23 protein-coding genes are annotated in these 24,670 nt (G+C 64.4%); 17 read left to right on the top strand and 6 right to left on the bottom strand.

Annotated elements, in window-relative coordinates:
* Position 1 precedes the first annotated feature (1 nt).
* From ABIC03_RS04315 to ABIC03_RS04395, 17 genes are read left to right on the top strand one after another with little or no spacing between them, the layout of a single operon-like run.
* Entirely contained in the window at positions 2-1,135 is a 1,134-nt protein-coding gene (locus ABIC03_RS04315; protein WP_275167527.1) for a branched-chain amino acid ABC transporter permease, read from the top strand.
* A complete protein-coding gene (locus ABIC03_RS04320; RefSeq protein ID WP_007593014.1) occupies positions 1,128-1,910 on the top strand; it encodes an ABC transporter ATP-binding protein in 783 nt (260 codons plus the stop codon). Before ABIC03_RS04315 ends, ABIC03_RS04320 begins: the two co-directional genes overlap by 8 nt.
* Positions 1,903-4,116, top strand: a complete 2,214-nt coding sequence (locus tag ABIC03_RS04325) for an ABC transporter permease (protein ID WP_354055801.1) — start codon at positions 1,903-1,905, stop codon at positions 4,114-4,116. Before ABIC03_RS04320 ends, ABIC03_RS04325 begins: the two co-directional genes overlap by 8 nt.
* Before the next feature lie 3 nt (positions 4,117-4,119).
* Positions 4,120-4,953, top strand: a complete 834-nt coding sequence (locus ABIC03_RS04330; protein WP_354055803.1) for a phosphoenolpyruvate hydrolase family protein — start codon at positions 4,120-4,122, stop codon at positions 4,951-4,953.
* A gap of 25 nt (positions 4,954-4,978) precedes the next feature.
* Positions 4,979-7,882, top strand: a complete 2,904-nt coding sequence (locus ABIC03_RS04335) for a flotillin family protein (RefSeq protein ID WP_354055805.1) — start codon at positions 4,979-4,981, stop codon at positions 7,880-7,882.
* A gap of 9 nt (positions 7,883-7,891) precedes the next feature.
* Entirely contained in the window at positions 7,892-8,329 is a 438-nt protein-coding gene (locus ABIC03_RS04340; RefSeq protein WP_007593021.1) for an SRPBCC family protein, read from the top strand.
* Between the two features lie 5 nt (positions 8,330-8,334).
* Complete coding sequence (locus ABIC03_RS04345; protein WP_354055808.1) at positions 8,335-8,784, top strand: SRPBCC family protein; 450 nt, start codon at positions 8,335-8,337, stop codon at positions 8,782-8,784.
* Entirely contained in the window at positions 8,781-9,599 is an 819-nt protein-coding gene (locus ABIC03_RS04350; protein ID WP_354055810.1) for an FAD binding domain-containing protein, read from the top strand. The genes ABIC03_RS04345 and ABIC03_RS04350 overlap by 4 nt, the downstream gene beginning before the upstream one ends.
* A 5-nt stretch (positions 9,600-9,604) precedes the next feature.
* Entirely contained in the window at positions 9,605-10,081 is a 477-nt protein-coding gene (locus tag ABIC03_RS04355) for a (2Fe-2S)-binding protein (protein ID WP_007593025.1), read from the top strand.
* An 11-nt stretch (positions 10,082-10,092) separates the two neighbouring features.
* Positions 10,093-11,688, top strand: coding sequence for a xanthine dehydrogenase family protein molybdopterin-binding subunit (locus tag ABIC03_RS04360; RefSeq protein WP_354055813.1), 1,596 nt, complete (start codon positions 10,093-10,095; stop codon positions 11,686-11,688).
* A 1-nt stretch (position 11,689) separates the two neighbouring features.
* Positions 11,690-12,712: a xanthine dehydrogenase family protein molybdopterin-binding subunit gene (locus ABIC03_RS04365; protein ID WP_354055815.1), complete on the top strand. Its 1,023-nt coding sequence runs from the start codon at positions 11,690-11,692 to the stop codon at positions 12,710-12,712.
* A gap of 7 nt (positions 12,713-12,719) precedes the next feature.
* On the top strand, positions 12,720-13,601 hold the full coding sequence (locus ABIC03_RS04370; RefSeq protein WP_354055817.1) for an AAA family ATPase: 882 nt from the start codon (positions 12,720-12,722) through the stop codon (positions 13,599-13,601).
* On the top strand, positions 13,598-14,719 hold the full coding sequence (locus ABIC03_RS04375; RefSeq protein ID WP_354055819.1) for a vWA domain-containing protein: 1,122 nt from the start codon (positions 13,598-13,600) through the stop codon (positions 14,717-14,719). The genes ABIC03_RS04370 and ABIC03_RS04375 overlap by 4 nt, the downstream gene beginning before the upstream one ends.
* Positions 14,716-15,600, top strand: a complete 885-nt coding sequence (locus tag ABIC03_RS04380; protein ID WP_354055821.1) for an amidohydrolase family protein — start codon at positions 14,716-14,718, stop codon at positions 15,598-15,600. Before ABIC03_RS04375 ends, ABIC03_RS04380 begins: the two co-directional genes overlap by 4 nt.
* A 42-nt stretch (positions 15,601-15,642) precedes the next feature.
* Positions 15,643-16,491 carry an MBL fold metallo-hydrolase gene (locus tag ABIC03_RS04385; protein ID WP_275167539.1) on the top strand — a complete coding sequence of 283 codons (849 nt, stop codon included), beginning with the start codon at positions 15,643-15,645 and terminating at the stop codon, positions 16,489-16,491.
* A gap of 17 nt (positions 16,492-16,508) precedes the next feature.
* Positions 16,509-18,083 (top strand): isochorismatase family protein, encoded by a 1,575-nt coding sequence (locus tag ABIC03_RS04390; protein ID WP_354055823.1) that lies wholly within the window; start codon positions 16,509-16,511, stop codon positions 18,081-18,083.
* A gap of 3 nt (positions 18,084-18,086) precedes the next feature.
* Positions 18,087-18,713 (top strand): FMN-dependent NADH-azoreductase, encoded by a 627-nt coding sequence (locus ABIC03_RS04395; RefSeq protein WP_354055825.1) that lies wholly within the window; start codon positions 18,087-18,089, stop codon positions 18,711-18,713.
* Positions 18,714-18,736: 23 nt separating this feature from the next.
* Here the strand turns inward: ABIC03_RS04395 and ABIC03_RS04400 are convergent, their stop codons facing one another.
* From ABIC03_RS04400 to ABIC03_RS04425, 6 genes are read right to left on the bottom strand one after another with little or no spacing between them, the layout of a single operon-like run.
* Positions 18,737-19,786: a LacI family DNA-binding transcriptional regulator gene (locus ABIC03_RS04400; protein WP_275167542.1), complete on the bottom strand. Its 1,050-nt coding sequence runs from the start codon at positions 19,784-19,786 to the stop codon at positions 18,737-18,739.
* A complete protein-coding gene (locus tag ABIC03_RS04405) occupies positions 19,783-20,427 on the bottom strand; it encodes a ThuA domain-containing protein (RefSeq protein ID WP_275167543.1) in 645 nt (214 codons plus the stop codon). Before ABIC03_RS04405 ends, ABIC03_RS04400 begins: the two co-directional genes overlap by 4 nt.
* Before the next feature lie 10 nt (positions 20,428-20,437).
* Positions 20,438-21,535, bottom strand: coding sequence for a Gfo/Idh/MocA family protein (locus ABIC03_RS04410; protein WP_275167544.1), 1,098 nt, complete (start codon positions 21,533-21,535; stop codon positions 20,438-20,440).
* A 22-nt stretch (positions 21,536-21,557) separates the two neighbouring features.
* Positions 21,558-22,406 (bottom strand): carbohydrate ABC transporter permease, encoded by an 849-nt coding sequence (locus tag ABIC03_RS04415; protein WP_275167545.1) that lies wholly within the window; start codon positions 22,404-22,406, stop codon positions 21,558-21,560.
* Positions 22,399-23,340, bottom strand: a complete 942-nt coding sequence (locus ABIC03_RS04420) for a carbohydrate ABC transporter permease (RefSeq protein ID WP_502916913.1) — start codon at positions 23,338-23,340, stop codon at positions 22,399-22,401. The genes ABIC03_RS04415 and ABIC03_RS04420 overlap by 8 nt, the downstream gene beginning before the upstream one ends.
* Before the next feature lie 2 nt (positions 23,341-23,342).
* Positions 23,343-24,602 (bottom strand): extracellular solute-binding protein, encoded by a 1,260-nt coding sequence (locus ABIC03_RS04425; RefSeq protein WP_354055829.1) that lies wholly within the window; start codon positions 24,600-24,602, stop codon positions 23,343-23,345.
* Between the last annotated feature and the right edge of the window lie 68 nt (positions 24,603-24,670).

Below are 24,670 nucleotides of genomic sequence, written 5' to 3' on the forward strand. Positions count from 1 at the left end.
CATGTCCCTCGCTCACGACACCCGCGTCACGGTTCGTCCCACTGCTGCGGTGCAGCGCTCCAGATTGCGCGGATGGCCGGAGATCGACAATCCGGCGGCCTGGGCCGTCGCGGCTATCCTCCTGATCATGCCGCTGATCGCCAACGGCTTCTTCCTGATCGAGATCTTCGCGACCACGCTGATCCTCGGACTCATGGCGCTGAGTCTGATGTTTCTTGCCGGCTATGGCGGCATGGTGAGCCTGATGCAGCTCACCATCGCGGGTTTCTCCGCCTATATGGTCGCGGTGTTTGGCGCCAGCGGCAACGCCAATATCAGCCTGGGCTGGCCGTGGTGGCTTGCGGTCCCGATGGCGCTTGCGCTCGCGACCATCTTCGGCACCCTCGGGGGCGCGCTGGCGGTGCGCACCGAAGGCATCTACACCATCATGATCACGCTCGCGATCGGCGCGGCGTTCTATTATTTCACCAACCAGAACTGGGCGATCTTCAACGGCCATACCGGCATCAATACCGTTGCCACACCGCATTTCTGGGGCGTCAACTGGCGCGCCGACATTCCCTTCTACTATATCGTGCTCGCGGTAGCCGCGCTGTGCTACTTCGCCGTCGACTACATCTCCCGCGCACCGTTCGGCCTCGCGCTGCAAGGTGTACGCGATAATCCCCGCCGCATGGCGGCACTCGGCTTCAACGTCAATGCGCATCGCGTCGCGGCCTACGCCTTCGCGTCCTTCGTCGCAGCGTTGGCGGGAGTGCTCCAGGTCTGGAATTATCGGCAGATTTCGCCGGGATCGGTGAGCGTCGGAGCCTGCATCGATATCCTCATCATCGCAGTCGTCGGCGGCATCACGCGCCCTATCGGACCCTTTATCGGCGCGCTGATCTTCGTGCTGCTGCGCACTTTCGCACTCGACTTTCTGGTCAAGCTGGGGCTCGACGGCAACCGCTTTCGCCTCCTGATCGGCCTCGGTTTCCTCGCGATCGTGTTCTGGTCCTCGGACGGCGTCATCGGGCTCTGGCAGAGCTGGCGGCGCCGCCAACGCTCCGGCGCGGCAAGTTCAAGCGGGCGTCATGGCCGGGAAGCTGGTCGAGAATCTGGCCAAGGATCCACCCAAGGATCCCGCCATGGATAGCGTCGCGCAACGCCTCTCTGTCGTGGGCGCAGGCGCGGCGCTGGAGCTGCGCGGCGTGACGCGTCTGTTCGGCGCGCTCGCGGCACTCACCGACATCACCATTACCGTCCGCCCCGGCGAACGGCGCGCCGTGCTTGGCTCCAACGGCGCCGGCAAGACCACGCTGTTCAACTGCATCACCGGCGACTTCCCACCTTCTTCCGGCACCATCCGCTTCTTCGGCGAGGACGTCACGCACTTCCCGCCCTATGAGCGCATCCGCCGCGGCCTGCGCCGGACTTACCAGATCTCAGCGCTGTTTCCCGGCCTCACCGTCCAGGACAATGTCTATCTCGCCTGCCGTGGCGTCTCACGGGGGCGCTTCTCGTTCCTCCGCCCCGGTCAGAACGATGCGTTGATGCACGCGGCCGAAAATCTCGTGCAGGCCGTCCATCTCTCGGGTGTGAAGGATCAGCGCGTTGCCGAGCTCGCGCATGGCCAGCAGCGCCAGCTCGAGATCGCACTTGCGCTTGCCGGCGCGCCGCGATTCGTCCTGTTCGATGAACCGGCCGCGGGACTGTCGCCGACCGAGCGTGCCGAGCTGATCGAGATACTGACCTCCCTGCCCGCGCATATCGGCTACATCATCATCGAGCACGACATGGACGTCGCCCTGCGCGTCGTCGAGAGCGTCACGATGATGCACAATGGGCGGATCTTCAAGGAAGGTCGTCCGCAGGAGATCGAGTCCGATCCCGAAGTGCAGGAGCTTTACCTCGGAGGCGGCCATGAGTGAGGTCCGCCGCACCGCCGCCGCGCTCGAAGTCCGCGGGCTGGACGTCTATTACGGCCATTCGCATGCGCTGCAGGGCGTAGATCTGACGCTCGAGGCCGGCGTGTTCTCGGTCGTCGGCCGCAACGGCATGGGCAAGACCACACTGTGCAAGGCCATCATGGGGCTGGTGCCGGTCAGCGGCGGCTCGATCCGCATCCGCGGCGATGACATCACCCGGCAGCCGCCCGCCCACATAGCCCGGCTCGGCGTCGGCTATGTTCCGCAGGGACGCCGGCTGTGGCGCTCACTCCGCGTCGACGAGCATCTGCAGCTTGCCGCCGGCTTGCGCCGCGGCGCCTGGACGGTCGAGCGCATCTACAAGACGTTTCCGCGGTTAGCCGAGCGCAAGGATCACGGCGGCGGCCAGCTCTCCGGCGGCGAGCAACAGATGCTTGCGATCGCCCGCGCGTTGCTCACCAACCCGCGGCTGCTGATCATGGACGAGCCCACCGAGGGGCTCGCGCCCGTGATCGTGGCCCAGGTCGAGGAGATGCTGCTACAGCTTGGCGAGGACGGCGACATGTCCGTGCTCGTGATCGAGCAGAATATCGGCGTGGCTACCGCCGTGTCGCGCAACGTCGCGATCATGGTCAATGGTCGCGTCAACCGCATCATCGATTCGGTGCGGCTTGCCGCCGATCGCGAACTGCAGCAGCGCCTGCTCGGTGTCGGAATGCACGCCGGACTCGAGCTCGACCTCGACGTGCCGCCAGCGGATACGGAAGGGAAGCCTTCTCCGCAGCAGACACGGCCAAGCGGCGCAATCCGCATCTACATGTCCAACCCGACGCCACCGACACGGTGGTCGCAGCCCGTGCCGATCGCCCGCATCGAGGCTGCGGCCCGCACGTTCTCGACACAGGTGATGCGTCTCGACGAGACGGCACGGCGACGACGCGAACCGGACGCGACGCAAACGCAGGCCTCTCCGGTCGTGCTCGTCGTCGGTACGCTCGACACCAAGGGCACGGAGCTCCGCTTCATCCGCGACATCATCGCCGGGACAGGCCTGCGAACCCGATTGGTCGATGTCTCCACCAGCGGCAGGCACGCGGCCAGCGACGTCTCCGCCCAGGAGATCGCCTTGAACCATGGTCGCGGCGGATCGGCGGTGTTCGGACCTGACCGCGGCGCCGCCGTCACCGCGATGGCCGACGCCTTCGCCAGCTGGCTGCGGCGCCAGAACAACGTTGCCGGCGTGATTTCGGCGGGCGGCTCGGGCGCAGCGTCGCTTGTCGCGCCGGGTATGCGGACGCTTCCTGTCGGGGTGCCGAAGCTCATCGTCTCGTCCGTCGCCTCCGGCGACGTCGGGCCCTATGTCGGCCCCGCGGACATCACCATGATGCATTCGGTCGCCGACGTGCAGGGCCTCAACTCGATCTCGCGCGCTGTACTGGCCAATGGCGCCAACGCGCTGGCCGGCATGGTCAAGGCGCGCCTTGATCAGCATGCACGAAAGGATCGCGACGACAGCGGACTGCCGTCGGTCGGTATCACCATGTTTGGTGTCACCACGCCCGCGGTGCAGAAGATCGCCGCCGACTTGCTCGAGGATTTCGAGTGCCTCGTCTTCCACGCCACCGGCGTCGGCGGACGCTCAATGGAGAAGCTCGTCGATTCCGGGCAGCTCGCAGGCGTCATCGACCTCACGACCACGGAGGTCGGCGATCTCCTGATGGGCGGCGTATTCCCGGCCACCGACGATCGCTTTGGCGCCATCATCCGCAGCCGGGTGCCTTATGTCGGCTCGGTGGGCGCGCTGGACATGGTGAATTTCGGTGCCCCCGAGACCATCCCGGAACGCTACCGCGGCAGGAAGTTCCACGTCCACAACCCGCAGGTCACCCTGATGCGGACCACGGCGGAGGAGAACGAGCGCATGGGGCACTGGGTCGCCGATCGGCTCAACCGCATGGACGGCCCGGTGCGCTTCTTCCTGCCCGAGGGCGGCGTCTCCGCGCTCGACGCGCGAGGACAGCCATTCTGGGATCCGGATGCGGATGCGGCGCTGTTCCGAACGCTTGAGCGCAACGTGCGGCAGACCGCCAACCGTCGGCTCATCCGCGTTCCCAAGAACATCAATGACCCCGAGTTCGCCTCCACCATTGTCAGCGCGTTCCGAACATTGTTCGGCCGCACCGGGGCGCGCCGGAGACTAGCGAGGTGACCGATGGCCCGGTTTGAACGCGCTGCACTGTTGAAGCGCTTCCGCGACATGGCAAGGCGCGGCGAGCCCATCGTCGGCGGCGGGGCCGGCACCGGCTTGTCGGCCAAATGCGAGGAGGCTGGCGGTGTCGACCTCATCGTCATCTACAATTCCGGCCGCTACCGCATGGCCGGCCGAGGCTCGCTCGCGGGATTGATGGCTTACGGCGACGCCAACGCCATCGTGCTGGAGATGGCCGGCGAAGTGCTGCCCGTCGTCACCAGAACGCCAGTGCTCGCCGGCGTCAATGGCACGGATCCGTTCCGCGACATGGATCTTTTCCTGGACCAATTGAAGGCGCTCGGCTTCGCCGGCGTGCAGAACTTTCCAACCGTCGGCCTTATCGACGGCGTCTTCCGTGCCAATCTCGAAGAGACCGGCATGTCCTATGCGCTCGAGATCGACATGATCGCAAGGGCGCGCGAGAAGGACCTGCTGACGACGCCCTACGTCTTTAGCGAGAAGGAAGCCGCCGCGATGGCGATCGCGGGCGCGGATATCATCGTCTGTCATCTGGGCCTGACGACCGGGGGCACCATCGGCGCGCAGACCGCACTCAAGCTGACGGATTGCCCGGGGCACATCGACACGTGGGCCTCCGCCGCGCTCGGCGTCAATCCGGACATTCTGGTGCTCGCTCATGGCGGACCGATCTCCGATCCGGACGATGCCGACTTCATCATGAGGAACACACGCTATTGCCACGGCTTCTACGGCGCCTCCTCAATGGAGCGGCTGCCGGTCGAGCGGGCGCTGACGGATCAGGTTCGCAAATTCAAGGCGATCGGCGCGCGATAACGCCGAAAGGTCGAGGGAGAGAAACATGTCAGGGACTCTGGTCGGTGAATTGATCCTCTGGCTGATCGTCGCCGTCGTGGTGATCGTGGTCGGCGTCTACATCGTGAACTGGCTCTATCATCGCTCGTCCAAGGAGACCTCATTCGTTCGGACCGGCCTGCTCGGCGAGCGCGTTGTGATCAACGGCGGCGCCTTCGTGCTGCCTTTCATCCACGATTACACGCCGGTCAACATGAACGTGCAGCCGATGGGCATCGTGCGCTCGCGGCAGGACGCCGTGATCACCCGAGACCGCATGCGCGTCGACATCGAGGCCGATTTCTATGTCCGAGTGCAGGCGACCCGCGAAGCCGTGTCCATCGCGGCCGCCACGCTCGGCCGCCGCACCATGGAGCCCGAGCAGCTCCACGCCCTCCTCGCCGGCAAATTCATCTCAGCCATTCGTTCCGTTGCCTCGGAGATGACCCTCGAGCAGATGCACGAGCAGCGCGGTGAGTACGTCGCTCGCCTCAAGGCGAACGCGGCAGAAGCACTCGCCCAGAACGGACTCGAGCTGGAGTCAGTCGCGATCACCGATCTCGACCAGACCGATCTCGAATTCTTCAACCCCTCGAACCGTTTCGACGCCGAAGGTCTGACCCGCCTGATGGAGGATATCGAGGCCAAGCGCAAGCTGCGCAACGACATCGAGCAGGATTCGATGATCAAGATCCGCTCTCGCAACCTTGAGGCGGAGCGGCAAGCTCTCGAGATCGAACGCGAAAGCGAGACGGCGCGCCTCGAACAAGAGCGTGACATCGAGATGCGCCGGGCCCTGCAACGCACCGAGGTCGCACGTGAGCGGGCCCTGCGCGAGACCGAAGCCGAGCAGGCGCAGATTTCCGCCCGTGAAACCATCGAGAAGGCGCGAATCGCCAACGACCAGGCGATCGCCGAAGCCCGCATCGCTTCGGAGCGTGAGACCCGTCAGCGGGAGATCGAGCGCACCCGCACCATCGAGGAGAAGGAACTGCTCGCACGGGAGGATATCGAGAAGGCCCGGATCGCCAACCAGCGCTCGATCGATACCAGCCGCATCGCCTCCGAGCGCGAGGTGCGCCAGCGCGAAATCGAGCGGATGCAGACCGTCGAGGAAGCCGAGATCACCGCCCGCGAGGCGATTGAGAAAGCGCGTATCCAGCAAGACCGCGTCGTGACCGACGCCCGCATCGCCAACGAAGAGGAGACCCGGCGCCGCGAGATCGACCGGACCCGCGCCGTGGACGAAGCCGAGATCGCCGCCCGCGAGACCACCGAAAAGGCCCGCATCGCCCAGACCATGATCGTCAATGTCGAGCGCATCGCATCCGATGAGCGCACCCGCGCGCTGGAGATCCAGCAGGTGCGGAACATCCAGGAAGCCGAGATCGAGGCGCAGCGCGCGGTCGAGTCGGCGCGCATCGCCCGCGAGCACAGGCTCGCCGTCGAGCGCATCGCGGTCGAGCAAAATACCCGGCAGTTGGAGATCGAACGCAACCAGACGCTGGAAGTCGCAGAGGTCACGGCGCGCGAAGCCACGGAAGCTGCCCGCATCACCCAGCAAGAACGCGTTCGCTCGCTGGAAATCGCCCGAAACCGCGCCGTCGAGGAAGCCGACATTGCCTCACGCGAAGCCATCGAAGCCGCCCGGATTGCGCAGGAGAAGTCCGTTGCAGCCGAGCGTATTCAGGCCGAGCGTGACACGCGCGCGCTCGAGATCGAGCGCACCGCCGTGCTCGAGGCTGCCGAGTTGAAGCGTCGCGACGCCATCGAGCGCCAGCGCATCGGCGTCGATCTCGCGCTCGAAGCCGAGCGGATCACGTCCTCCAAGAAGCGCGAAGTCCTCAACATCGAGCACAAGAAGGCGATCGAGATCGCGGACGAGGACCGCGTCATTGCGCTTTCGACCAAGAAGTCCGAGCGCATCGACGCCGACCGCCAGGTCAGGCAGGCCGAGATTGTCGCGCGCAGGGAGGTCGAGACCACGGATGTCTCGCGCGAGCATGCGCTGGAGGCGGCGCGGATCGAACGCCGACGTTCCATCGAACAACTCGAAGTCGCCCGTGTCCAGTCTCTCCAGGAAGCCGAGATTGCCGCGCGCGAGGAGGTCGAGCGCTCCCGCATCGCGTCCGATCGTGGCCTCGACGAGGCCCGCATCGGCCGCGAGCGCGAGCTGCGCAAGCTCGAAATCAATCGCGAGAAGGAGGTCGAGACCGTTCTGATGGAGAAGGCAATTGCCATCCACCTGAAGTCGTTGGAGGAATCCGCGGCCAAGGCTTCGGCCGAGGAAGCGCGGGTGCATGCCACTGAGGCGACCGAGCGTGTCATTACCGCGCGCGAGAGCGAGATTGCGAAGCGCCGTAAGACCGTGGAGATCCTGATCGCCGAGAAGCAGGCGGAGGAGACGCGAATTGCCGCGGAAGCCGAACGGATCCGCGCTGCGGTCGAGGCCGAGGCGCAGCGTATGCTCAACGAGGCCGAGAACGTGCTGACCGACCAGGCGCGCTACTCGCTGTTCCGGCGAAAGCTGCTCGACCGCATCGAGGGCATCGTCCGTGAGAGCGTCAAGCCGATGGAGAAGATCGAGGGCATCCGCATCCTCCAGGTCGACGGCCTCAACGGCAACGGCCATGGCGGCAATGGCGGCCGTAGCGCGACCGACGAGGTGATCGACTCGGCGCTGCGCTACCGCGTCCAGGCGCCGCTGATCGACTCGCTTCTGGCGGACATCGGCGTCGAAGGCGGCAGCCTCGCCAAGATGCCAGGCCTGATCCGGGAGGCTCGCGACATGCAGGGCATCAAGGACTCCGCACGCAAGGGCGGCGGCGGCGGCGAGAAGCCAGCCGCTGCACCCTCGCCTTCGGCCGAGGGCGAGCCGCCCGCCGAGCGCAGCCCACGGAAGAAGAGCTGAGGTCGCACCATGGCCCGCGTCTACGTCTCAACCGTCGTCAACGCGCGCAACGATCGCGTCTGGGCGCGGGTACGCGACTTCAACGGTCTGCCGAACTGGCATCCGGCGATCGCGGAAAGCCGTATCGAGGGCGGCGAGCCCTCTGACAAGATCGGCTGCGTCAGGGACTTTCGCCTACGCAACGGAGATCGCATCCGGGAAAAGCTGCTCGGCCTGTCCGATTACGACATGTTTTGCACCTACTCGATCCTCGAATCCCCGATGGGGGTCGAGGACTACGTCGCGACGCTTCGGCTGACGCCGGTCACAGATGGCGACCAGACCTTCATGGAATGGACCGCCGAGTTCGACTGTGCACCCGAGCGGGAGGCGGAGCTCGTCGCAAACATCGGCGGTGGCGTGTTCCAGGGTGGCTTCGACGCCCTCAAACGCCAGTTCGGAGGCTGAGGGCCGTGCCGCACATCGTCAAGAGCACGATCGTGGATGCGCCGACCGGCTCCTTGTGGGCCGTGCTGCGCGATTTCAACGGGCACGATCGTTGGCATCCGGCGGTCGCGACCTCCACGATCGAGCGCGCGCAGGCCTCGGACAAGATCGGCTGTGTCAGGCGCTTCAAGCTGCAGGACGGTTCGGAGCTGCGCGAGCAATTGCTGACGCTGTCGGATCTGGAGCAGACCTTCAGCTATTGCCTGCTCGATACGCCGGTCCCGATGTTCAACTACGTGGCCCACGTCCGCCTGCTGCCGGTCACGGACGGCGACCGCACCTTCTGGCACTGGGAATCCCGCTTCTCGACGCGGCCGGAGGACAAGGACCATATCACCCACATGGTCGCGGAAGATATCTACCAAGCGGGGTTCGACGCGATCCGCCGGCACCTCAAGGAGGCTGTGTCAACATGACTGTGACGGTGAAGACCTTCACGAGTTCGAGTGAGGCCGCCGCAGCGCTGTCGTCCGATCGCAATGCGCGCTATCTCGGCGGCGGCACGCTCGTGATGCGCGCACTGAACGAAGGCGACATCTCCATCTCGACCGTCGTGCGCGCCAATGACCATGCCTTGACGCGCATCGACCCCTCAGGCCCGCGGATCACACTGGGTGCCGGCGTAACTTTCGCCCGGATTCTGGGCGAGCGCGACCTCGCTTTCCTGCACGCTCCTGCCCGCTCGATTGGTGGCCCGGCGGTGCGCAACATGGGTACGGTGGGCGGCAATCTGTTTGCGCCCAATCCCTATGGCGATTTCACCGTCGCCCTGCTTGCGCTCGATGCCACCGTGGCCCTGCAAGGCGGCTTTGGATCGCGCGACATTCCGATTGAGGAGTTTTTGCAGTCACGTGAAAGGCAGGCGGGCACGCTCGTGCTGTCGGTGTCCTGCACGCGGCCGGCAAGCGCGGAGGCTTTCCGCTACCGCAAGATTGCACGAATCAAGCCCAAAGGCGGCTCGGTCATCACGCTCGCCGCACATCTGCCTATCAGTGGCGGGCGGGTCGCCGGGGCACGCATTGCATTGGGATCGATGGCGCCGACGCAAATACGTGCGCGGGCGGCCGAACGCGCGCTGGAAGGCCGCTCGCTCGATGCCGCGACCATTGCGGCCGCGGCCTCTGCAGCCGTGGAAGGAACATCGCCGTCCAACAACGCGCTCGGCAGCGCCTGGTATCGCCGCGAGATCGTCGGCGTACATCTGCGTCGTCTTCTCTTGGGTCAGGAATAGATAGTATGGCCAAGACTGCCCTGCAATTTCGTCACAACGGCAGCGATGTCGCCATTTTCGTCGATGGCGGCACCAACCTGCTCGTCGCGCTTCGCGAATTGATCGGCGACATGACGCCGAAGTTCGGTTGCGGCCAGGGGGGCTGCGGCACGTGCAGCGTCCTGATCGACGGCGAGCTTCATCTCTCCTGTCTGACGCTGGCCGAGACCGTCGCCGGCCGCTCCGTCGAGACGCTGGATAGCCTGAAGCAAGGACCAAACCTGCATCCGCTGCAACGCGCTTTCGCCGAGAATTTTGCTGCCCAGTGCGGCTATTGCACGCCGGGCATGCTGATGGCGGCCAAGGCGCTGCTCGACCGCAATCCCTCCCCGAGCCGCGCCGAGATCGTCGAGGCGATCTCCGGCAACATCTGCCGCTGCACCGGCTACGAGCCGATCATCAACGCCATCCTCGCCGCCTCCGGCGGCCGGGTGAGCGCCTGAAGGACCAGACCATGCTGGAACTGCGCAAAGACATTTTCGCGGACGAGCGCGACGATAATCTCAACGAGATCGGCAAGGGCACACAGCGCCAGGACATGCTCGGCCATGTCACGGGCACATCGAGCTATTTCAACGACCACAAGCTCCAGGGCATGCTGCACCTGAAAGTCGTCCGCTCGACCCATTCTCATGCAAGGATCCGACGGATCGACACCGCGGAGGCCGAGCGCTCCGCCGGCGTGCGCCGGATCATCCGCGGCTCCGACGTGCCCCGTAACCTCAACACGCTCTTGAGCCTGATCAATTTCGGCAAGGACGACGAACCGTCGCTGGCCGTCGACAAGGTCCGCTACAAGGGCGAACCGATCCTGGCTGTCGTCGCCGACAGCGAGCGCGAGGCGTTCGAGGCGATTGCAAAAGTGCGGATCGACTATGAGCCGTTGCCTGCCGTGTTCGACGTGGAACATGCGTTGAAGGCCGGCGCACCGGTCGTCAACGATACCTATCCGAAGAATGCCTTCATTTATCACGACACATACGACCACCAGAAACTCCGCTTCGGCGACGCCGATGCCGCACTCGCGACCGCCGATCACGTGCTCGAACAGCGCTACCAGATGTCGCCCATCGAGCACGCGCCGACCGAAACCAACGGATCGATCGCGGCGCCCGACACCAACGGGCGCTATGTCGTCTATACGTCTACGCAGGCGCTGTTCTTCTCGGTCGACACCTGCGCCAAGATTCTCGACGTCCCCTCCAACACCTTCCATTTCATCGGCGGCACCGTCGGCGGCGGCTTTGGCGGCAAGGTGGACACGCTGACCGAACCGTTATGCATCCTGGGTGCGATGCTGACGGGACGTCCCGTGCGTTACGTGTTCGGACGCGAAGAAGAGATGCAATACGGCCCGCCGCGCGGCGCCGAGCGCATCTACATCAAGGACGGCGTGATGCGCGACGGCCGGGTCGTCGCGCGAAAGATCCGCGCATATTTCGACAGCGGCGCATATACACGGCTCTCCAGTTATGCCGCGGTGAAATGCGCAGCCCATCTGCCAGGACCCTATACCATCCCGAACGTCTATGGCGATGTCTACTGCGTCTTCACCAACCGTACGCCGGCAACCGCGATGCGCGGATTCGGCGTCACCGCAATGGATTTTGCGATCGAGTGCCAGATGGACAAGCTCGCGAACCTCGTCGGGATGGATCCGATGGAGTTCCGTATCCTCAATGCCTATCGCGACGGCGACATGAAGGCGCATCGGCGCGAGGCCAAGAACACGGCGCTGATCGAGTGCGTCCAGGTCGCGGCCGAGAAAGCCAAATGGCCGATCCGCGACGAGTTCAAGCGCGCCTCCTCCCGCAAGGACGGTGGCGGCAACCGCGCCGCAATCCCGCGGACGCCGACTGACACCCACGGAGGATCAACTGCGCCAACGCAGCAGCGCACAACCTATGACCGCTTGCCGACGGCGGCGTTGCGCGAACCACCGCGCGAGCCCCCACCGCCCGCGCCGCGCCCGCCGCAGCCACCGCGACCAGCATCGCCCTCGCATGGGGCGGGCCGCTTCTCATCCGTGTTCGGCACCAGGAGGCGTTGAGATGACCCGACATCGCGGACGCGGCATCGCGTCGGTCAATTACCCCATCGGCATGAACCTCGGCGGCGATCCCAGCCAGGCCCTGGTTCATTCCAATCCAAGCGGCAAGTTCACCGTGGCGCTATCCTCGATCGACCTCGGTCAGGGCATGAAGTCGGTAACGCGACAGATTTGCGCAGAGACGCTGGGCGTACCCGTCGAGGACGTCTATGTCGACACCGCCGATTCCGACACCGGTCCGCATTGCATGGGCTCGTTCGCCTCCCGCGGCACCCATCGCGTCGGCAATGCCGTGATGGCGGCGGCGCGTGAGGCGCGTGGCGTGATGATGGAGGCCGCCGCAGAGGAACTCGAAGTCAACGCCGCCGATCTCGAAGCCGACGGGCGTGGCAACATCCACGTCAAGGGCGCGCCGCACCGCTCGATCTCCACCAAGGACGTCGCCATCGCCGCGCAGTTCAAGCAGGGCAAGACCATCTCTGGCCGTGGCATCTTCCTGGTTCCTCTATCCAATGTCGATCCGGAAACCGGCGAAATGTCGCCGGCGACCTGTTACGCCCATGCCTGTCTTGTCGCCGAGGTCGAGGTCGACGACGAGACCGGCGAGGTCACGATGATCCGCATGGACTCCGCCTATGAGCTCGGCCGTGCGCTCAACCCGCGCCTGGTCGAGCAACAGCTCGTCGGCGGCGCGTGGATGGGCGTCAGTCACGCGCTCTACGAGACGCCTGAACCCTATTATCCCGACCCTGTCCACGGCCCTCGCGACTTCGTCGAATATGTCATGCCCGGTCCTGGCGACATCTGTCCGCACGACATCGCCGTGTTGGAACGTCCCGCCCCCGATGGCCCCTTCGGCGCCAAGGGTCCGGGCGAAATGTGCGCGAATCCCGTATTGCCGGCGGTTGCGAATGCCATCTTCAACGCCGTCGGCGTCCGCATCGACGATCTGCCGATTACGCCGGAGAAGGTGCTCCGCGCGATCAAGGCCGAGGGCGGCGCGCGCCCTCAGGCGCGGCGCTGAGGTCTCGATGGCCGTCCGCAGCAACATCGTCGGCATCGACAGCCCCGAGGCACTGGAGAAGGCATTACGGGCGGCCTATTACCTCGCCGACGAGGGACTGGCGACCGCAGCCTATCTCGGGCTGGCACTCGGCAAGCCATTGCTGCTCGAGGGCGCGCCGGGCGTCGGCAAGACCGAGGCCGCCAAAGCTATTGCCGCCGTCCTCGGCCGCCGCCTGATCCGCCTGCAATGCTACGAAGGCGTCGACGCGTCCGCCGCACTCTATGAATGGAACTATCCGCGCCAGATGCTCGCCATCCGTCAGGCCGGCGATGAGAGCATCGACATCTATGGCGAAACGTTTCTGATCGAGCGACCCATGCTGGCGACGCTGCGCGCGCCTGACTCGACTGTGCTGTTGATCGACGAAATCGATCGCGCCGACCAGGAATTCGAGGCCTTCCTGCTCGAATTCCTGTCCGACTTCCAGATCTCGATTCCAGAACGTGGTACGGTGCGCGCCTCCGAGCGCCCGGTCGTCGTCCTGACCTCAAACCGCACGCGGGATCTTCACGAAGCGTTGCGGAGGCGGTGCGTCTATCACTGGATCGACTATCCCACCGCTGAGCGCGAAGCGCGCATCGTGATGATGCGGGCCTCCAGCGTCGCCGAAGGGACCGCGCGGGCCGTCGTCGCGGCCGTCGAGAAACTGCGGCGCGAGCCGCTCAGCAAGGCGCCCGGAATCGCCGAGGCCGTCGACTGGGCTGAGGCCGCCACGCTGTTGCACAAGGGCGGCGCGCGGTGGCCCGATGCCTTCAAACGCTCGATCGGTGTTGCCCTGAAAGACGAGGAGGATCTGCACTTTATCTCGCCGCGCCTCGATGCCCTGCTGGCGGAGGCCTCTGCATGAGCGCCGAACCCGAACTGCCGCGCGCTGCGCGTGTTTTCATCTCGTTCGTCGGCTTGTTGCGAACGAACAGGTTTGCCGTCGCACCGGAACAGACGACCTCGTTCCTGGCCGCAATCCAGTTGCTCGGTCCCCGCAGCCTGGAGGACATTCGGCAGGCAGCCCTCGCAACACTGGGCCCTCCACCGGAGCGTCGCGCAACGTTCGACCGGCTGTTCGATCTGCACTTTCGTGGAAACGAGGCAATCGAGCGCGTCGATGACGGTGAGGACGACGAGACGGTTCGGCTGCAAGAGGAGGCCCGCGGAAATGACGAGCCGCTGTTGTCGGACGAGGCAAATGAGTCCGGCCTCGCAGCGGCGCGTGCCGAAGCCCTTGTCGAGCGCCGCTTTGCGCAGCTCTCGACCACCGATGCGCTGCGCCGGCTGTTCCGCGAGGCGCCCAGACGCCTACCGAAGCGGCGCGGCCATCGCCGCATGCGGGCACGCAGCGGGCCCTACGCGGATTTGCGCCGCACCCTGCGCGACTCCGTTCGCAGCGACGGCGAAATCCTCCGGCTGGGACGTTTGAAGCGGCGGCAGCGCCCACGCAAGGTGTTGCTTCTGATCGACGTCTCCGGCTCGATGAAGACCCGCACCGAGGAGAATATGAAGTTCGCGCACACGCTGGTACAGGCGGCGCCCAACGTCGAGGTCTTCACCTTCGGCACACGGCTGACTCGTATCACCCGGCCGTTGCGTCTCAAGCGGCGCGAGCAAGCGCTCAACGCCGCGGCCTACGTGGTGAGCGACTGGGACGGCGGCACCCGAATCGGCGATGCGCTTCAGGCCTTTCTCGCGGTGCCCCGCTTCGGCGGATACGCGCGCGGCGCCGCCGTGATCATCGTTTCCGACGGCCTGGAGCGAGGCGAACCCGATGCGCTACGCGATGCGGTCGCGAAACTGTCGCGCCGTGCGTGGCGCGTGAGCTGGCTGACGCCGCTCGCGTCTGGTCCCGGCTTTCGCCCGCAGACCGAAGCGCTGGTCGCGATCGAACGCTTTGTCGACGACCTCGTCGATGGTGGATCGAGCGCGTCGATCGTCGCGCACGTGCTGGCGCTGGGACAAAGGAGAGTTGCGTGACCGACATCGTCGATGGGCACCATCATATCTGGCGCCAGGCCGACCTGCCCTGGCTAGTGGGTCCGCTGCAGCCGCGCATCTTCGGTCCGTACGAGCCGATCCGGCGCGATTACCCGATCGAGGAATATCTCGGCGACCTCGAAGGCAGCGGCGTCACCCGCTCGGTCTATGTCCAGACCAACTGGGCCAATGACCGCTTCGAGGACGAGGCGGCTTGGGTGCAGCAGACCGCCGAGGCGCACGGCTGGCCGCATGCCATCGTGGCTTACGCCGACTTTTCAGTGGATGACGTGCGTCCACAACTCGACCGCCTGAAGCGCTATGCCCTGGTACGCGGCGTTCGCATGCAACTGCATTGGCACGAGAACCCGCTTTATCGCTTTGCCGCGCGGCCCGATCTCTGCACCGATCCCGTGATCCAGCGCAATATCGCTCGCCTTGCGGACTATGGCTGGAGCTTTGACCTTCAGGTGTTCACGCCGCAGATGCCGGACGCCGCACACCTTGCGGAATCCTGTCCCAAGGTGACCTTCATCCTCCAGCACGCCGGCATGCTCGAGGACCTTTCACCCTCAGGCCGCGCCGCGTGGCGTGCCGGGATGGCCCGCCTCGCCGCCTGCCCGAACGTCGTGTCGAAACTGTCAGGGCTCGGAACCTTCATCCAACGCAACGACCCCGCGCATATCGCATCCGTCCTGACGGATACGATTGCGATCTTTGGCGCCGAACGCTGCTTGTTCGGCTCTAATTTTCCAATCGAGAAATTGTGGACCAGCTATCGCGAATTGATCGATGCGTTCCGTGACGCTGCAGCGCCGCTACGAGATGATCAGCGCGAAGCTATTTTCAGAACGACAGCCATGCGCGTCTATCGGCTCTGAGCGCCGAGGAAACCAATAAGAACGGACACAGGGAGGGACGGAATGCCGCTGGAAATCAAGATCCTGGACTATGGCGATATCGAGCTGGAATCGAGCTTTCTGGTTCTCGGCCACGACTGCGGCCGCACCCGCCGTGTCCTCACCCTCGGCTTCCTGATCCTCGGCGGCAAATACCCGGTCGTGGTCGATACGGGTTACCGCTCCAACCAGATCATGGAAACGCTGGGGATGCGCGGCCTGCAGTATCACGAGCACATGATCGAGAACCAGCTTGCGCGGCACGGCGTGCGGATGGGCGATGTGCGTTTCGTCTGCCACACCCATCTGCATATCGACCACGCTGGCAAGGACGATCTGTTTCCGATGAACACGACCGTCGTCCTCAACCGCCGCGAGCTCGAGTATTCCGTGTCCGGCCTGATGCATCCGCAATATCCGGCGCCGGATATCAAGCATCTGATCGACCGTCTGCACACCAAGAGCGCGCTGCGCTTTCTCGACCTCGAAATCACGGGTCCCATCGAGCTGATGCCGGGCGTCTACTGCGACGCCGCGAATGCGCATACCGAGGGGTCGATGAACATCATCGTAGAAACCGCCGACGGCATCGCCACCATCTGCGGTGACGTCATCTATGATTTCAACGACCAGATCGTGACGCCCTTCAACGAGATCCACGACTGGGAGCCACGCACCACGGGCAACCACGGCACCACCAAGCGGGCCGAGAAGGCCGCCATCAAGAAGCTGCTCAGCAATTCGCGCTATCTGCTGCCGGTCCACGACCGTCCCGCCAAGATCGAGGGCGGCAACGTCGTCGGCCGGCTGCACGACCAGGTCCCTGGACCGGTCGTGCAATCCCTGCCCCAGCGCAACTGGTTTCCGGCCTAGACGCCAGAGGATGGACGATGACGCACGTCACCTTGCGCTCCGAATTCGAGACCCTGATCGATCCTTACGCACCGGTCGCGCAGATCGGCACCGGTTTTGACTTCACGGAGGGACCGATCTGGCATCCGGTCGATCATTATCTGCTGTTCTCGGACATGCCGGGCGACGTGCGCCGGCGCTGGGATGGGCGGCGCGGCATCGCCGAGGTCAAACGTCCGTCGAACAAGTGCAACGGCATGACCTATGACGCCGAGCTCAATTTGATCGTTTGCGAGCACGCGACATCGTCGTTGATCCGCGAGCGGCCGGACGGGCGGCGCGAGGTGCTAGCCTCGCACTTTGGGGGGCAGGAGCTTAACAGCCCCAACGACGTCTGCGTGCACTCCTCCGGCGCGATCTATTTCTCGGATCCCTGGTACGGCCGCATGCCAGTCTATGGCGTCGAGCGGCCAAGGCAGCTCGGTTTCCAGGGCGTCTATCGCGTCGTGCCCGGCGCCGAGCCGAAGCTGGTAGTTGACCGCAATCTGTTCGACCAGCCGAACGGGCTGTGCTTCTCGCCCGACGAGAAACTGCTCTATGTCAACGACACCGTGCAGGCACTGATTCGCGTATTCGACGTCAACGGCGACGGCTCGCTGTCGAGTGCGCGTGTATTCGCGAGCGGCATCCGCTCCGAGCTCGAGCCCGGCTTGCCCGACGGCATGAAGTGCGACCAGCACGGCAACGTCTGGGTTACGGCACCCGGCGGGGTCTGGGTCTATTCGCCGCGGAGCGAGCTGCTCGGCAAGCTCCGCCTGCCCGAGCTCGTCGCCAACCTTACCTGGGGCGGGCCGGATTTCCGCACGCTGTACCTGACTTCGACGCACTCGGTCTATGCCATTCCCACCAAAGTCGGACCGCGCCACGAGCCCTATATGAGCGGCAAGCGAGGCGGCGGCACAGCGGCCGCCGGCTCTGCTTCCGCTGCCCCCGTCCTCGCCGACGGCGAAATGCAGCTCGACCCGCGACGATGTGCCATGATCATCCAGGATCTCCAGAACGACGTTATCATGGACGGTGGCGCCTTTGCCGATTCCGGCGCACCCGGGCATGCGCGCCAGCAGCATGTTGTCGAGAATGTTCGCCGCCTGGCGGAAACGGCGCGGGCGCGCGGCGTCGCCATCATTCATGTCTGGTTCGTCGTCGAGTCCGGCGCGCCCGGCGTGACCTTGAATGCGCCCCTGTTCGAGGGTCTCGTCGACAGCAAGGCGATGGTGCGCGGAAGCTGGGGCGCGGCACCGGTGTCAGGTCTCGAACCACGGCCCGGCGACTTCGTGGTCGAGAAGGTGCGCATGAGCGCCTGGGAAGGCACGAGGCTCGAAACAATTCTGAAAGCAACCGGCCGCGACATGATCATCAACACCGGCGCCTGGACCAACATGTCGGTCGAGCACACGGCGCGGACCGGTGCCGACAAGGGCTACTTCATGGTTGTTCCTGAGGATTGCTGCTCGACCATGAACGCCGATTGGCACGCTGCGTCGATCAACTTTGCCATGCAAAACGTCGCCGTCGTGACCAAGGCCGATGCGGTCATCAAAGCGCTGGGATGAGCGGTGGCGAAGCTCCTGCACCTGTCCTGCTCGCCCCGCGACGACTCTTGGTCAAGCGCCGGCGCCCGCGTTTTCCTTGACGGCTTTCGCCGAGCTCGGCCCGATTGGGACGTGGACGTCATGAATCTCTGGCGCGAGCGCCTGCCGGAGTTTTCAGGCCCCATTGTCGAAGCCAAGTATGCACGGATGAAGGCGCAAGCCTTCAACGACGCGCAGCGGGATAGCTTCGCTGAAGCCGAGCGGATGGCGGTGCGCTTGGCGCTTGCCGATCGTGTGCTGATCTCAACTCCCATGTGGAACTTCAGCATTCCCTATAAGCTTAAGCAATGGTTCGACGTCATCGTCCAACCCGGGCCTACCTTCCGGTTCGACCCGTCCCTGGGATATATCCCGCTGCTGAAGGACCGGCCGACCATCGTCATCATCGCCAGTGGCAGCGATTTCGCGACCGGAATGAACCGCGGGCGCATCGACATGGCAACGCCTTACCTGCGCGAAATTTTGCGTTTTGTCGGGATCAGCAATGTCCGCTTTATTCCGATTGGGCCAACCACCGGACCGCAACAGCCCATCGAAGCGGCCCGCGAAAGAGCCCACCAACGTCTGGCCGAAATGGCCGCGAGCTTCTGATGCGCCTCGCAGGCCAGTCGAGGTTACGGCAGATTGTCCCGCAGAAAAATGTCAATGCGGATGCGCTCCTGGTCGGGGCTGATGGGCTCACCCGAACAATGCGCGAGCAGAACTCTCGCCGCAGACCGTGCCTCGTGGCCGGGATCCTGGTTGATGATTGCATCGAGCGCGCCGCGCACCAGGAAACGCCGTGTATATTGAGTGAGCTCATGGGCAATCCAGACCACCTCACGCGCGCGGCCCGAGGCCTCGAGTGCGTCGGCGATGCCACGGTTGCCGGCGCCGCAGCAGTAGATGCCGCGAAGATCGGGTTGGCGCGCGAGCAGTGCCGCAGTGAGCTCCCGCGTCCGCCCGCTGTCGTCGCGGCCCTCGACCACCGGCAGCGCGAGCAGGTTCGGATACTCGCTGGACAGGATCTGGTGGAAGCCGAATTGCCGTTCGGTGTGATCGCGCAGCGACAACGATCCCGCGATCACGGCCACCGTCCCCTTGCGACCAGTGAGGAACCGTCCCATCAGCGTTGCAGCGGTGCGGCCTGCCGCCGGATTGTCGATGCCGACATAGTGCAGGCGACGCGAGCTCGGCGCGTCCGACACAAGCGTCACCACAGCGACCCCGCGCGCGGTGAGTTCGTCGATCGCCGCGCGTACCCTGGGATGGTCGAGCGCGATGACGGCGACGCCCTGATACGCCGGCGAGAGATTTTCCAGCGCGACGGCGAGTACATCCGGATCGAACACGTCAACATGGAGGATATCAATGAAGCCGCGCTGGCCGGCGAGCCAGTCCGCGGTGCGCTGGACCTGCTCGGTCAGGTTGGTCATGAAGCTGTTGCTGCCGGTCGGCAGCACGAAGGCAAAGCGGAACGTCTGCCCGCGGGCAAGCCGAGCGGCCGCGACGTCGGCGCGATAGCCGAGTTTTGCCACCGCGGCCTCGACTCGCGCGACGGTCTTGGCGCGCACGCCCTCGCGCCGGTTGACGACGCGGTCGACCGTGGCGAGAGAAACACCCGCCGTGCGCGCGACGTCCTCAAGCGTGGCACGAATCACCGGCTGAGTCGCACCAGCGTTCATTCGCGCGCGGCCCACAGCATGCCACGGGTCATCAACGTTCGGATCTCCGGTACGTCGAGCTCGTAGGCGCGGTGGCCGAGCGAGGAATAGAACACCCTGCCCGCGCCGTATCGCTTCTTCCAGACCACGGGCATCACCACGCCCTCGATCCAGGGCGCGTGCTCGCCGGTGAAGGTCGTCGTCGCCAACACCTCGTTGGCGGGGTCGACATGCATGTAGTATTGCTCGGAACGGTGCTCGAAACTCTTCAGGCCCTTCATGATGGGATCATCCGGCTTCGTCAAGTCGACCTTGTAGTCGATGATGTTGCCGGGATGCGCAACCCACTGCCCTCCGCACAGGAACTGGTAGTCGACGGAATCGCGGAACGCGTCCCCCATGCCCCCATGATGGCCGGCGAGCCCGACGCCGCTGCGGACCGCAGCGCAGAGATTGAGCGCTTCCGCCTTCTCGATCTTCGCCATGGTATAGATCGGGATGATCAGTGACAGGTCGTGAATCGCGGGATCGGCGAACGCGGCGGTGGTGGTTTCGGTCCGCACCTCGAAGCCTTCCGCTTTCAGCCAGCCGCGGATCATCGACGCACAGAGATCGGGATCGTGCCCCGGCCAGCCGCCCCATACAATCATTGCCTTGCGCATGTTTCTGTCCTTAGTCGATCTGTCCGGTTTCACGCCCGGCCGGCAGCATCGCAGGCCGCTCGACGTAGCTCTCGATCTTGACGCGTCGCCCTTCGTCGGCAGAGGTCTGGAACGCCTCCATCACCTCCAGCACGTGGAAAGCGAGCGCGCCGCTGGCACGATGCGGCCGGTTGTTCAGGATCGCAGAGGCCATGTCGGCGACGCCAATGGAACGGAACTCGCCATCGACATGACCATGAGTCAGCGGCACCGGCTCCCAGTCGCCGCCGGTCTTGGCGACCTGCACCTCGCCGCCGAAGCGGTTCGGATCGGGCACCAGCATGCTGCCCTTGTCGCCATAAATCTCGATTGGCGCGTGCCGGTGCTTCGGCACATCAAAGCTCATCACGATCGAGACGACCGCTCCGCTCTCGAATTCGAGCGTGCCGGCGACATGGGTCGCAACTTCGACCGGGATCAGCGTTCCGTTCATTGGCTGGCTGGTGACCAGCCGCTCGGATTTCGGACGCGCGGTCGAGCCCATCACGCTCGCCACCGGGCCGAGCAGCTGCACGAGATCGGTGATGTAGTACGGCCCCATGTCAAGCATCGGCCCGCCGCCGCGCAAATAGTAGAAACCCGGCGCCGGATGCCAGCGCTCGTGGCCGGGGCAGCCGAAGAACGCGCTACCGGCCACAGGCGTGCCGATCGCACCATCGTCGATCAGCTTGCGCGCGGTCTGGTGTCCGCCGCCAAGGAACGTATCGGGCGCGCAGCCGACGCGAAGACCCTTTTGCGCGGCGAGATCCATCACCTTGCGGGCTTCCGTGACGTTGATGCCGAGCGGCTTCTCGGAATGAACGTGCTTGCCGGCGTTTAGCACTGCGAGGCTGACGTCAGTGTGGGCGAGTGGCACGGTGAGATTGATGACGATCTCAATATCGTCCCGCTTGAGCAGTTGATCGACCCGCATCGCCGGCAGTCCGAAGGCGGAGCCCTGCCGCTCCGCGACGTCGCTGCGCATATCGGCGAGCGCCTTGATTTCCATGACCGGGAATCGCTGGGCCGCCTTCAGATAAGCGGTGCTGATATTGCCGCAGCCGATGATGCCGATGCCGACTTTTCTCATTGTGATCTCCGTGAGGTACCGTTCACCCCTTGACCGCGCCTGCGGTGAGGCCAGCGACGATGTGTTTCTGCGCCAGAAGAAAGAGAACGATCGTCGGCAGGATGGTCAGCGTGATGAAGGCGAGGATCAGATGCCACTCGGACGAATACTCGCCCTGATAAACCATGATCCCGAGCGGCCAGGGATAGAGCGCGTCGGTGTTGAGCATCACCAGTGGCAACAGATAGGCATTCCAGCTGTTGACGAAGGTGATGGTACCGACGGTTGTCAGGATCGGCCGCGATAAGGGCAACGTCACATAGCGGAAGAATTTGATATAGCTGCAGCCGTCGACCAGCGCGGCCTCCAGCAGTTCGTAGGGGATGTCCTTGAAGAAACGCCGCAGCAGCAGCACGCTCATCGCAAGACTGAAGGCCGTCTGCGGCAGGGCAACGCCAAAATATGTATCGAGCAATCCGAGATCGCGCACTTTGATGAAGAGCGGCAGCACCGCTGTCGCGGCCGGAAACAGCAGGCCCAGCGTCAGATAGCTCAGCAGCATCGAGCTGCCGTAGAACCTGATATGGGCGAAGGTGAACGCCGCCATCGAGGCTACGATCAGGGTCAGTGCAACCGTGAGGGTCGAGATGATCAGCGAGTTGCGCAAGAGCTGCCAGTAGCGCGCCGAGAACAGGATGTCGGCATAGTTCTGCCACTCCCAGTGACGTGGCAAGCCGAACGGATTGACGCGCAGTTCGCCGAGCGATTTGAAGCCACCGAACAAGGTCGCGAGCAGCGGTACTACTACGATGATGGCAACGACGGCGAGGAACACCATCTTGAATAGCATTGAGGGATCAAACGGCGCGCGGATAGCCTTGGCGTTACTCATCGCGCATGAACCATCGCTTGTACGTGAAGGCAAAGGTCACGCAGATCGCGAACAGAATGACACCGATAGCGCTCCCGTAGCCGACCCGCATGCGCGAGATGCCGTTGTTGTAGAGAAAGCTCACCATCGTGTTCGAGGTATCCGCGGGCCCGCCGCGCGTCAGCGGCATGACGAGGTCGAACAGCTGCAGCGAGCCGACGATGGCGAAGAACACGGAGAGCCGAATCGTCGGATAGAGCAACGGGATGACCACATGTCGCAAGGCTTGCGATCGGGTCGCGCCGTCAATGCGTGCCGCCTCGACCAGGCTCTTGTCGAGGCTCTGGAGCGCTGCGATGAACAGCATCATGTGGAAGCCAAAGTACTTCCAGACGATCACGATCAGCACCGCCAGCATGGCCGTATCCGTCGAGGCAAGCAGATGTGGGGGCTCGGCGCCGAAGGTGCGCCAGATCGAAGCTACAAGGCCGTAGTCGCCATCATAGACGAAGCTGAAGATCAGCCCGGTCGCGATCTCCGCCAGGATATAGGGCATGAAGAACAGCATGCGCAGCGCCACCGCCCCGCGAAAGCGTTCGGCGAGCATCAAGGCCAGCGTGAGCGCAAGCGGCAGCTGGATGGCGAGCGAAACTGCGATGATCAGGCCGTTGTTGCGCAGCGCGAGCCAGAAGGCGCGGGTCTCCAGCACGAAGCGGTAATTGTCGAGGCCAATCCAATTGGTCGGCCTGCCGAACCCGTTCCAATTGAAGCCCGAATACCAGGCTGCTTCGCCGATCGGCAGCACAACGAACAATGTGAACAATAGCAGCGCCGGCGGCAGGAACAGGATGAGCACCGTCAGCCTGCCGTCCCAACTCGGGCCGCGGATCGTGACCTGTGGCACCATCTCGCCAGCAGCGCCGATCGCCGACACGCTCGCGGTCCGCCGTGCCACCCTCAGTTGCCCTGCTTCCACGCCGCCTCGATCGCCTTGGCAGCCTCTTGCGGGCTCATGCTGCCGCCGGCGATCTCGGCTGTGACGTCGTTGACGACGCGGCCGACCGACGGACCGAGGCTCTGGTCATAGAAATTCTGGTGGTAGTTCGACTTCGCCAGATTGGCGGCAATCAGCTTCATGAAGGAGTTGTTGAGGCCGACATCTGCGCCCTGCACCACCGGGATGATGAAGTTGCCGGCGGCAAGCCGCGTCTGCACCTCTTTGGAGACGAAATATTTCAGGAAATCGACAGCCTCCTTCGGCGAGCCTTTCGTAATCAGCCAACCGGTGATGCCGCCGAGCGTATCGGTGGGCGCGCCCTTGCCGCCGGTCACGACCGGGAAGTCGAACCAGCACATCTTGTCCTCGGTCAATCCGGCCTTGTCGGCGGCGAGAGCGCGCTGCAGATGATAGACCGTGCTGATCGCCAGCGTCATCGCCGCCTTGCCGTCCCCGAAATAGCCGACGGCTTGCGGATTCTTGAAACCCAGGAAGCCATTCTGGAACGGCTGGAGATCGACGAGCTGCTTGAACAGCTCGCCGGATTTCTGGAAGGTTTCGCCGGCAAAGCCGCCGTTCTCGCCGCGCAGCGCCGCATCGAACGCCGCCTTGCCGCCGATGCGCACAGCAAGATGCGTCCAGTAGAAGTGCAGCGGCCATTTGTCGGCGCCGCCGACGACGATCGGGGTCACGCCGGCGGATTTCAACGTCTTCACGGCTGCAAGCAGATCGTCCCAGCTCTTAATCCCGGCAGGATCGACCTTCGCCTTGGCCATCAGCTCCTTGTTGCAGAGGAAGCCGACCTGCGAGAGCGCTGTGGGCAGACCATAAACACGGCCGTTGCTGGTGAAGGCGGCGAGCGCCGCCGGTGTGAGACTGTCGCTGTAACCCTTCACAGAATCGGTGATCTCTTCGAGCACGCCGGCCTCGATCTGCGTCTTCAGGACACCGCCCGCCCAGCTGTAGATGATGTTGGGCCGGTCTTTGGATTGCAGGATGGTCGGCAGCTTGGCCTTGTAGGCCTCGTTCTCGAGGAACTGCATCTCGACCTTCACGCCCGGATGCGACCCCTCATAGGCGCGCGCAACCTCCTCCCAGATTTTGACCTGGGCCGGGTTGGCCTCGATGTGCAGCCACTTGACCGTCGTTTCGGCCGCAGCGAGTTTCGCTCCGAACAGGCATGCGACTACGGCCAGTCCCAGTTTCCCGAGCAGTCTCATCACATTCCTCCCAACGGCTTTTATTCTTTGGTGCAATCCTGCCCTCGATTTTTGAGGTACGCAACTGA

Origin of the sequence: Bradyrhizobium sp. RT6a (genome assembly GCF_040547675.1) — a bacterium.
In the GTDB taxonomy this organism is placed as follows: Bacteria; Pseudomonadota; Alphaproteobacteria; order Rhizobiales; family Xanthobacteraceae; genus Bradyrhizobium.

Coding starts and splice junctions, on each gene's coding strand:
- ABIC03_RS04415 (WP_275167545.1), bottom strand. CDS start 22,406: ATGAGTAACGCCAAGGCTATCCGCGCGCCGTTTGATCCCTCAATGCTA.
- ABIC03_RS04375 (WP_354055819.1), top strand. CDS start 13,598: ATGAGCGCCGAACCCGAACTGCCGCGCGCTGCGCGTGTTTTCATCTCG.
- ABIC03_RS04400 (WP_275167542.1), bottom strand. CDS start 19,786: ATGAACGCTGGTGCGACTCAGCCGGTGATTCGTGCCACGCTTGAGGAC.
- ABIC03_RS04355 (WP_007593025.1), top strand. CDS start 9,605: ATGGCCAAGACTGCCCTGCAATTTCGTCACAACGGCAGCGATGTCGCC.
- ABIC03_RS04405 (WP_275167543.1), bottom strand. CDS start 20,427: ATGCGCAAGGCAATGATTGTATGGGGCGGCTGGCCGGGGCACGATCCC.
- ABIC03_RS04315 (WP_275167527.1), top strand. CDS start 2: ATGTCCCTCGCTCACGACACCCGCGTCACGGTTCGTCCCACTGCTGCG.
- ABIC03_RS04410 (WP_275167544.1), bottom strand. CDS start 21,535: ATGAGAAAAGTCGGCATCGGCATCATCGGCTGCGGCAATATCAGCACC.
- ABIC03_RS04370 (WP_354055817.1), top strand. CDS start 12,720: ATGGCCGTCCGCAGCAACATCGTCGGCATCGACAGCCCCGAGGCACTG.
- ABIC03_RS04385 (WP_275167539.1), top strand. CDS start 15,643: ATGCCGCTGGAAATCAAGATCCTGGACTATGGCGATATCGAGCTGGAA.
- ABIC03_RS04425 (WP_354055829.1), bottom strand. CDS start 24,602: ATGAGACTGCTCGGGAAACTGGGACTGGCCGTAGTCGCATGCCTGTTC.
- ABIC03_RS04350 (WP_354055810.1), top strand. CDS start 8,781: ATGACTGTGACGGTGAAGACCTTCACGAGTTCGAGTGAGGCCGCCGCA.
- ABIC03_RS04365 (WP_354055815.1), top strand. CDS start 11,690: ATGACCCGACATCGCGGACGCGGCATCGCGTCGGTCAATTACCCCATC.
- ABIC03_RS04330 (WP_354055803.1), top strand. CDS start 4,120: ATGGCCCGGTTTGAACGCGCTGCACTGTTGAAGCGCTTCCGCGACATG.
- ABIC03_RS04320 (WP_007593014.1), top strand. CDS start 1,128: ATGGATAGCGTCGCGCAACGCCTCTCTGTCGTGGGCGCAGGCGCGGCG.
- ABIC03_RS04360 (WP_354055813.1), top strand. CDS start 10,093: ATGCTGGAACTGCGCAAAGACATTTTCGCGGACGAGCGCGACGATAAT.
- ABIC03_RS04390 (WP_354055823.1), top strand. CDS start 16,509: ATGACGCACGTCACCTTGCGCTCCGAATTCGAGACCCTGATCGATCCT.
- ABIC03_RS04325 (WP_354055801.1), top strand. CDS start 1,903: ATGAGTGAGGTCCGCCGCACCGCCGCCGCGCTCGAAGTCCGCGGGCTG.
- ABIC03_RS04340 (WP_007593021.1), top strand. CDS start 7,892: ATGGCCCGCGTCTACGTCTCAACCGTCGTCAACGCGCGCAACGATCGC.
- ABIC03_RS04335 (WP_354055805.1), top strand. CDS start 4,979: ATGTCAGGGACTCTGGTCGGTGAATTGATCCTCTGGCTGATCGTCGCC.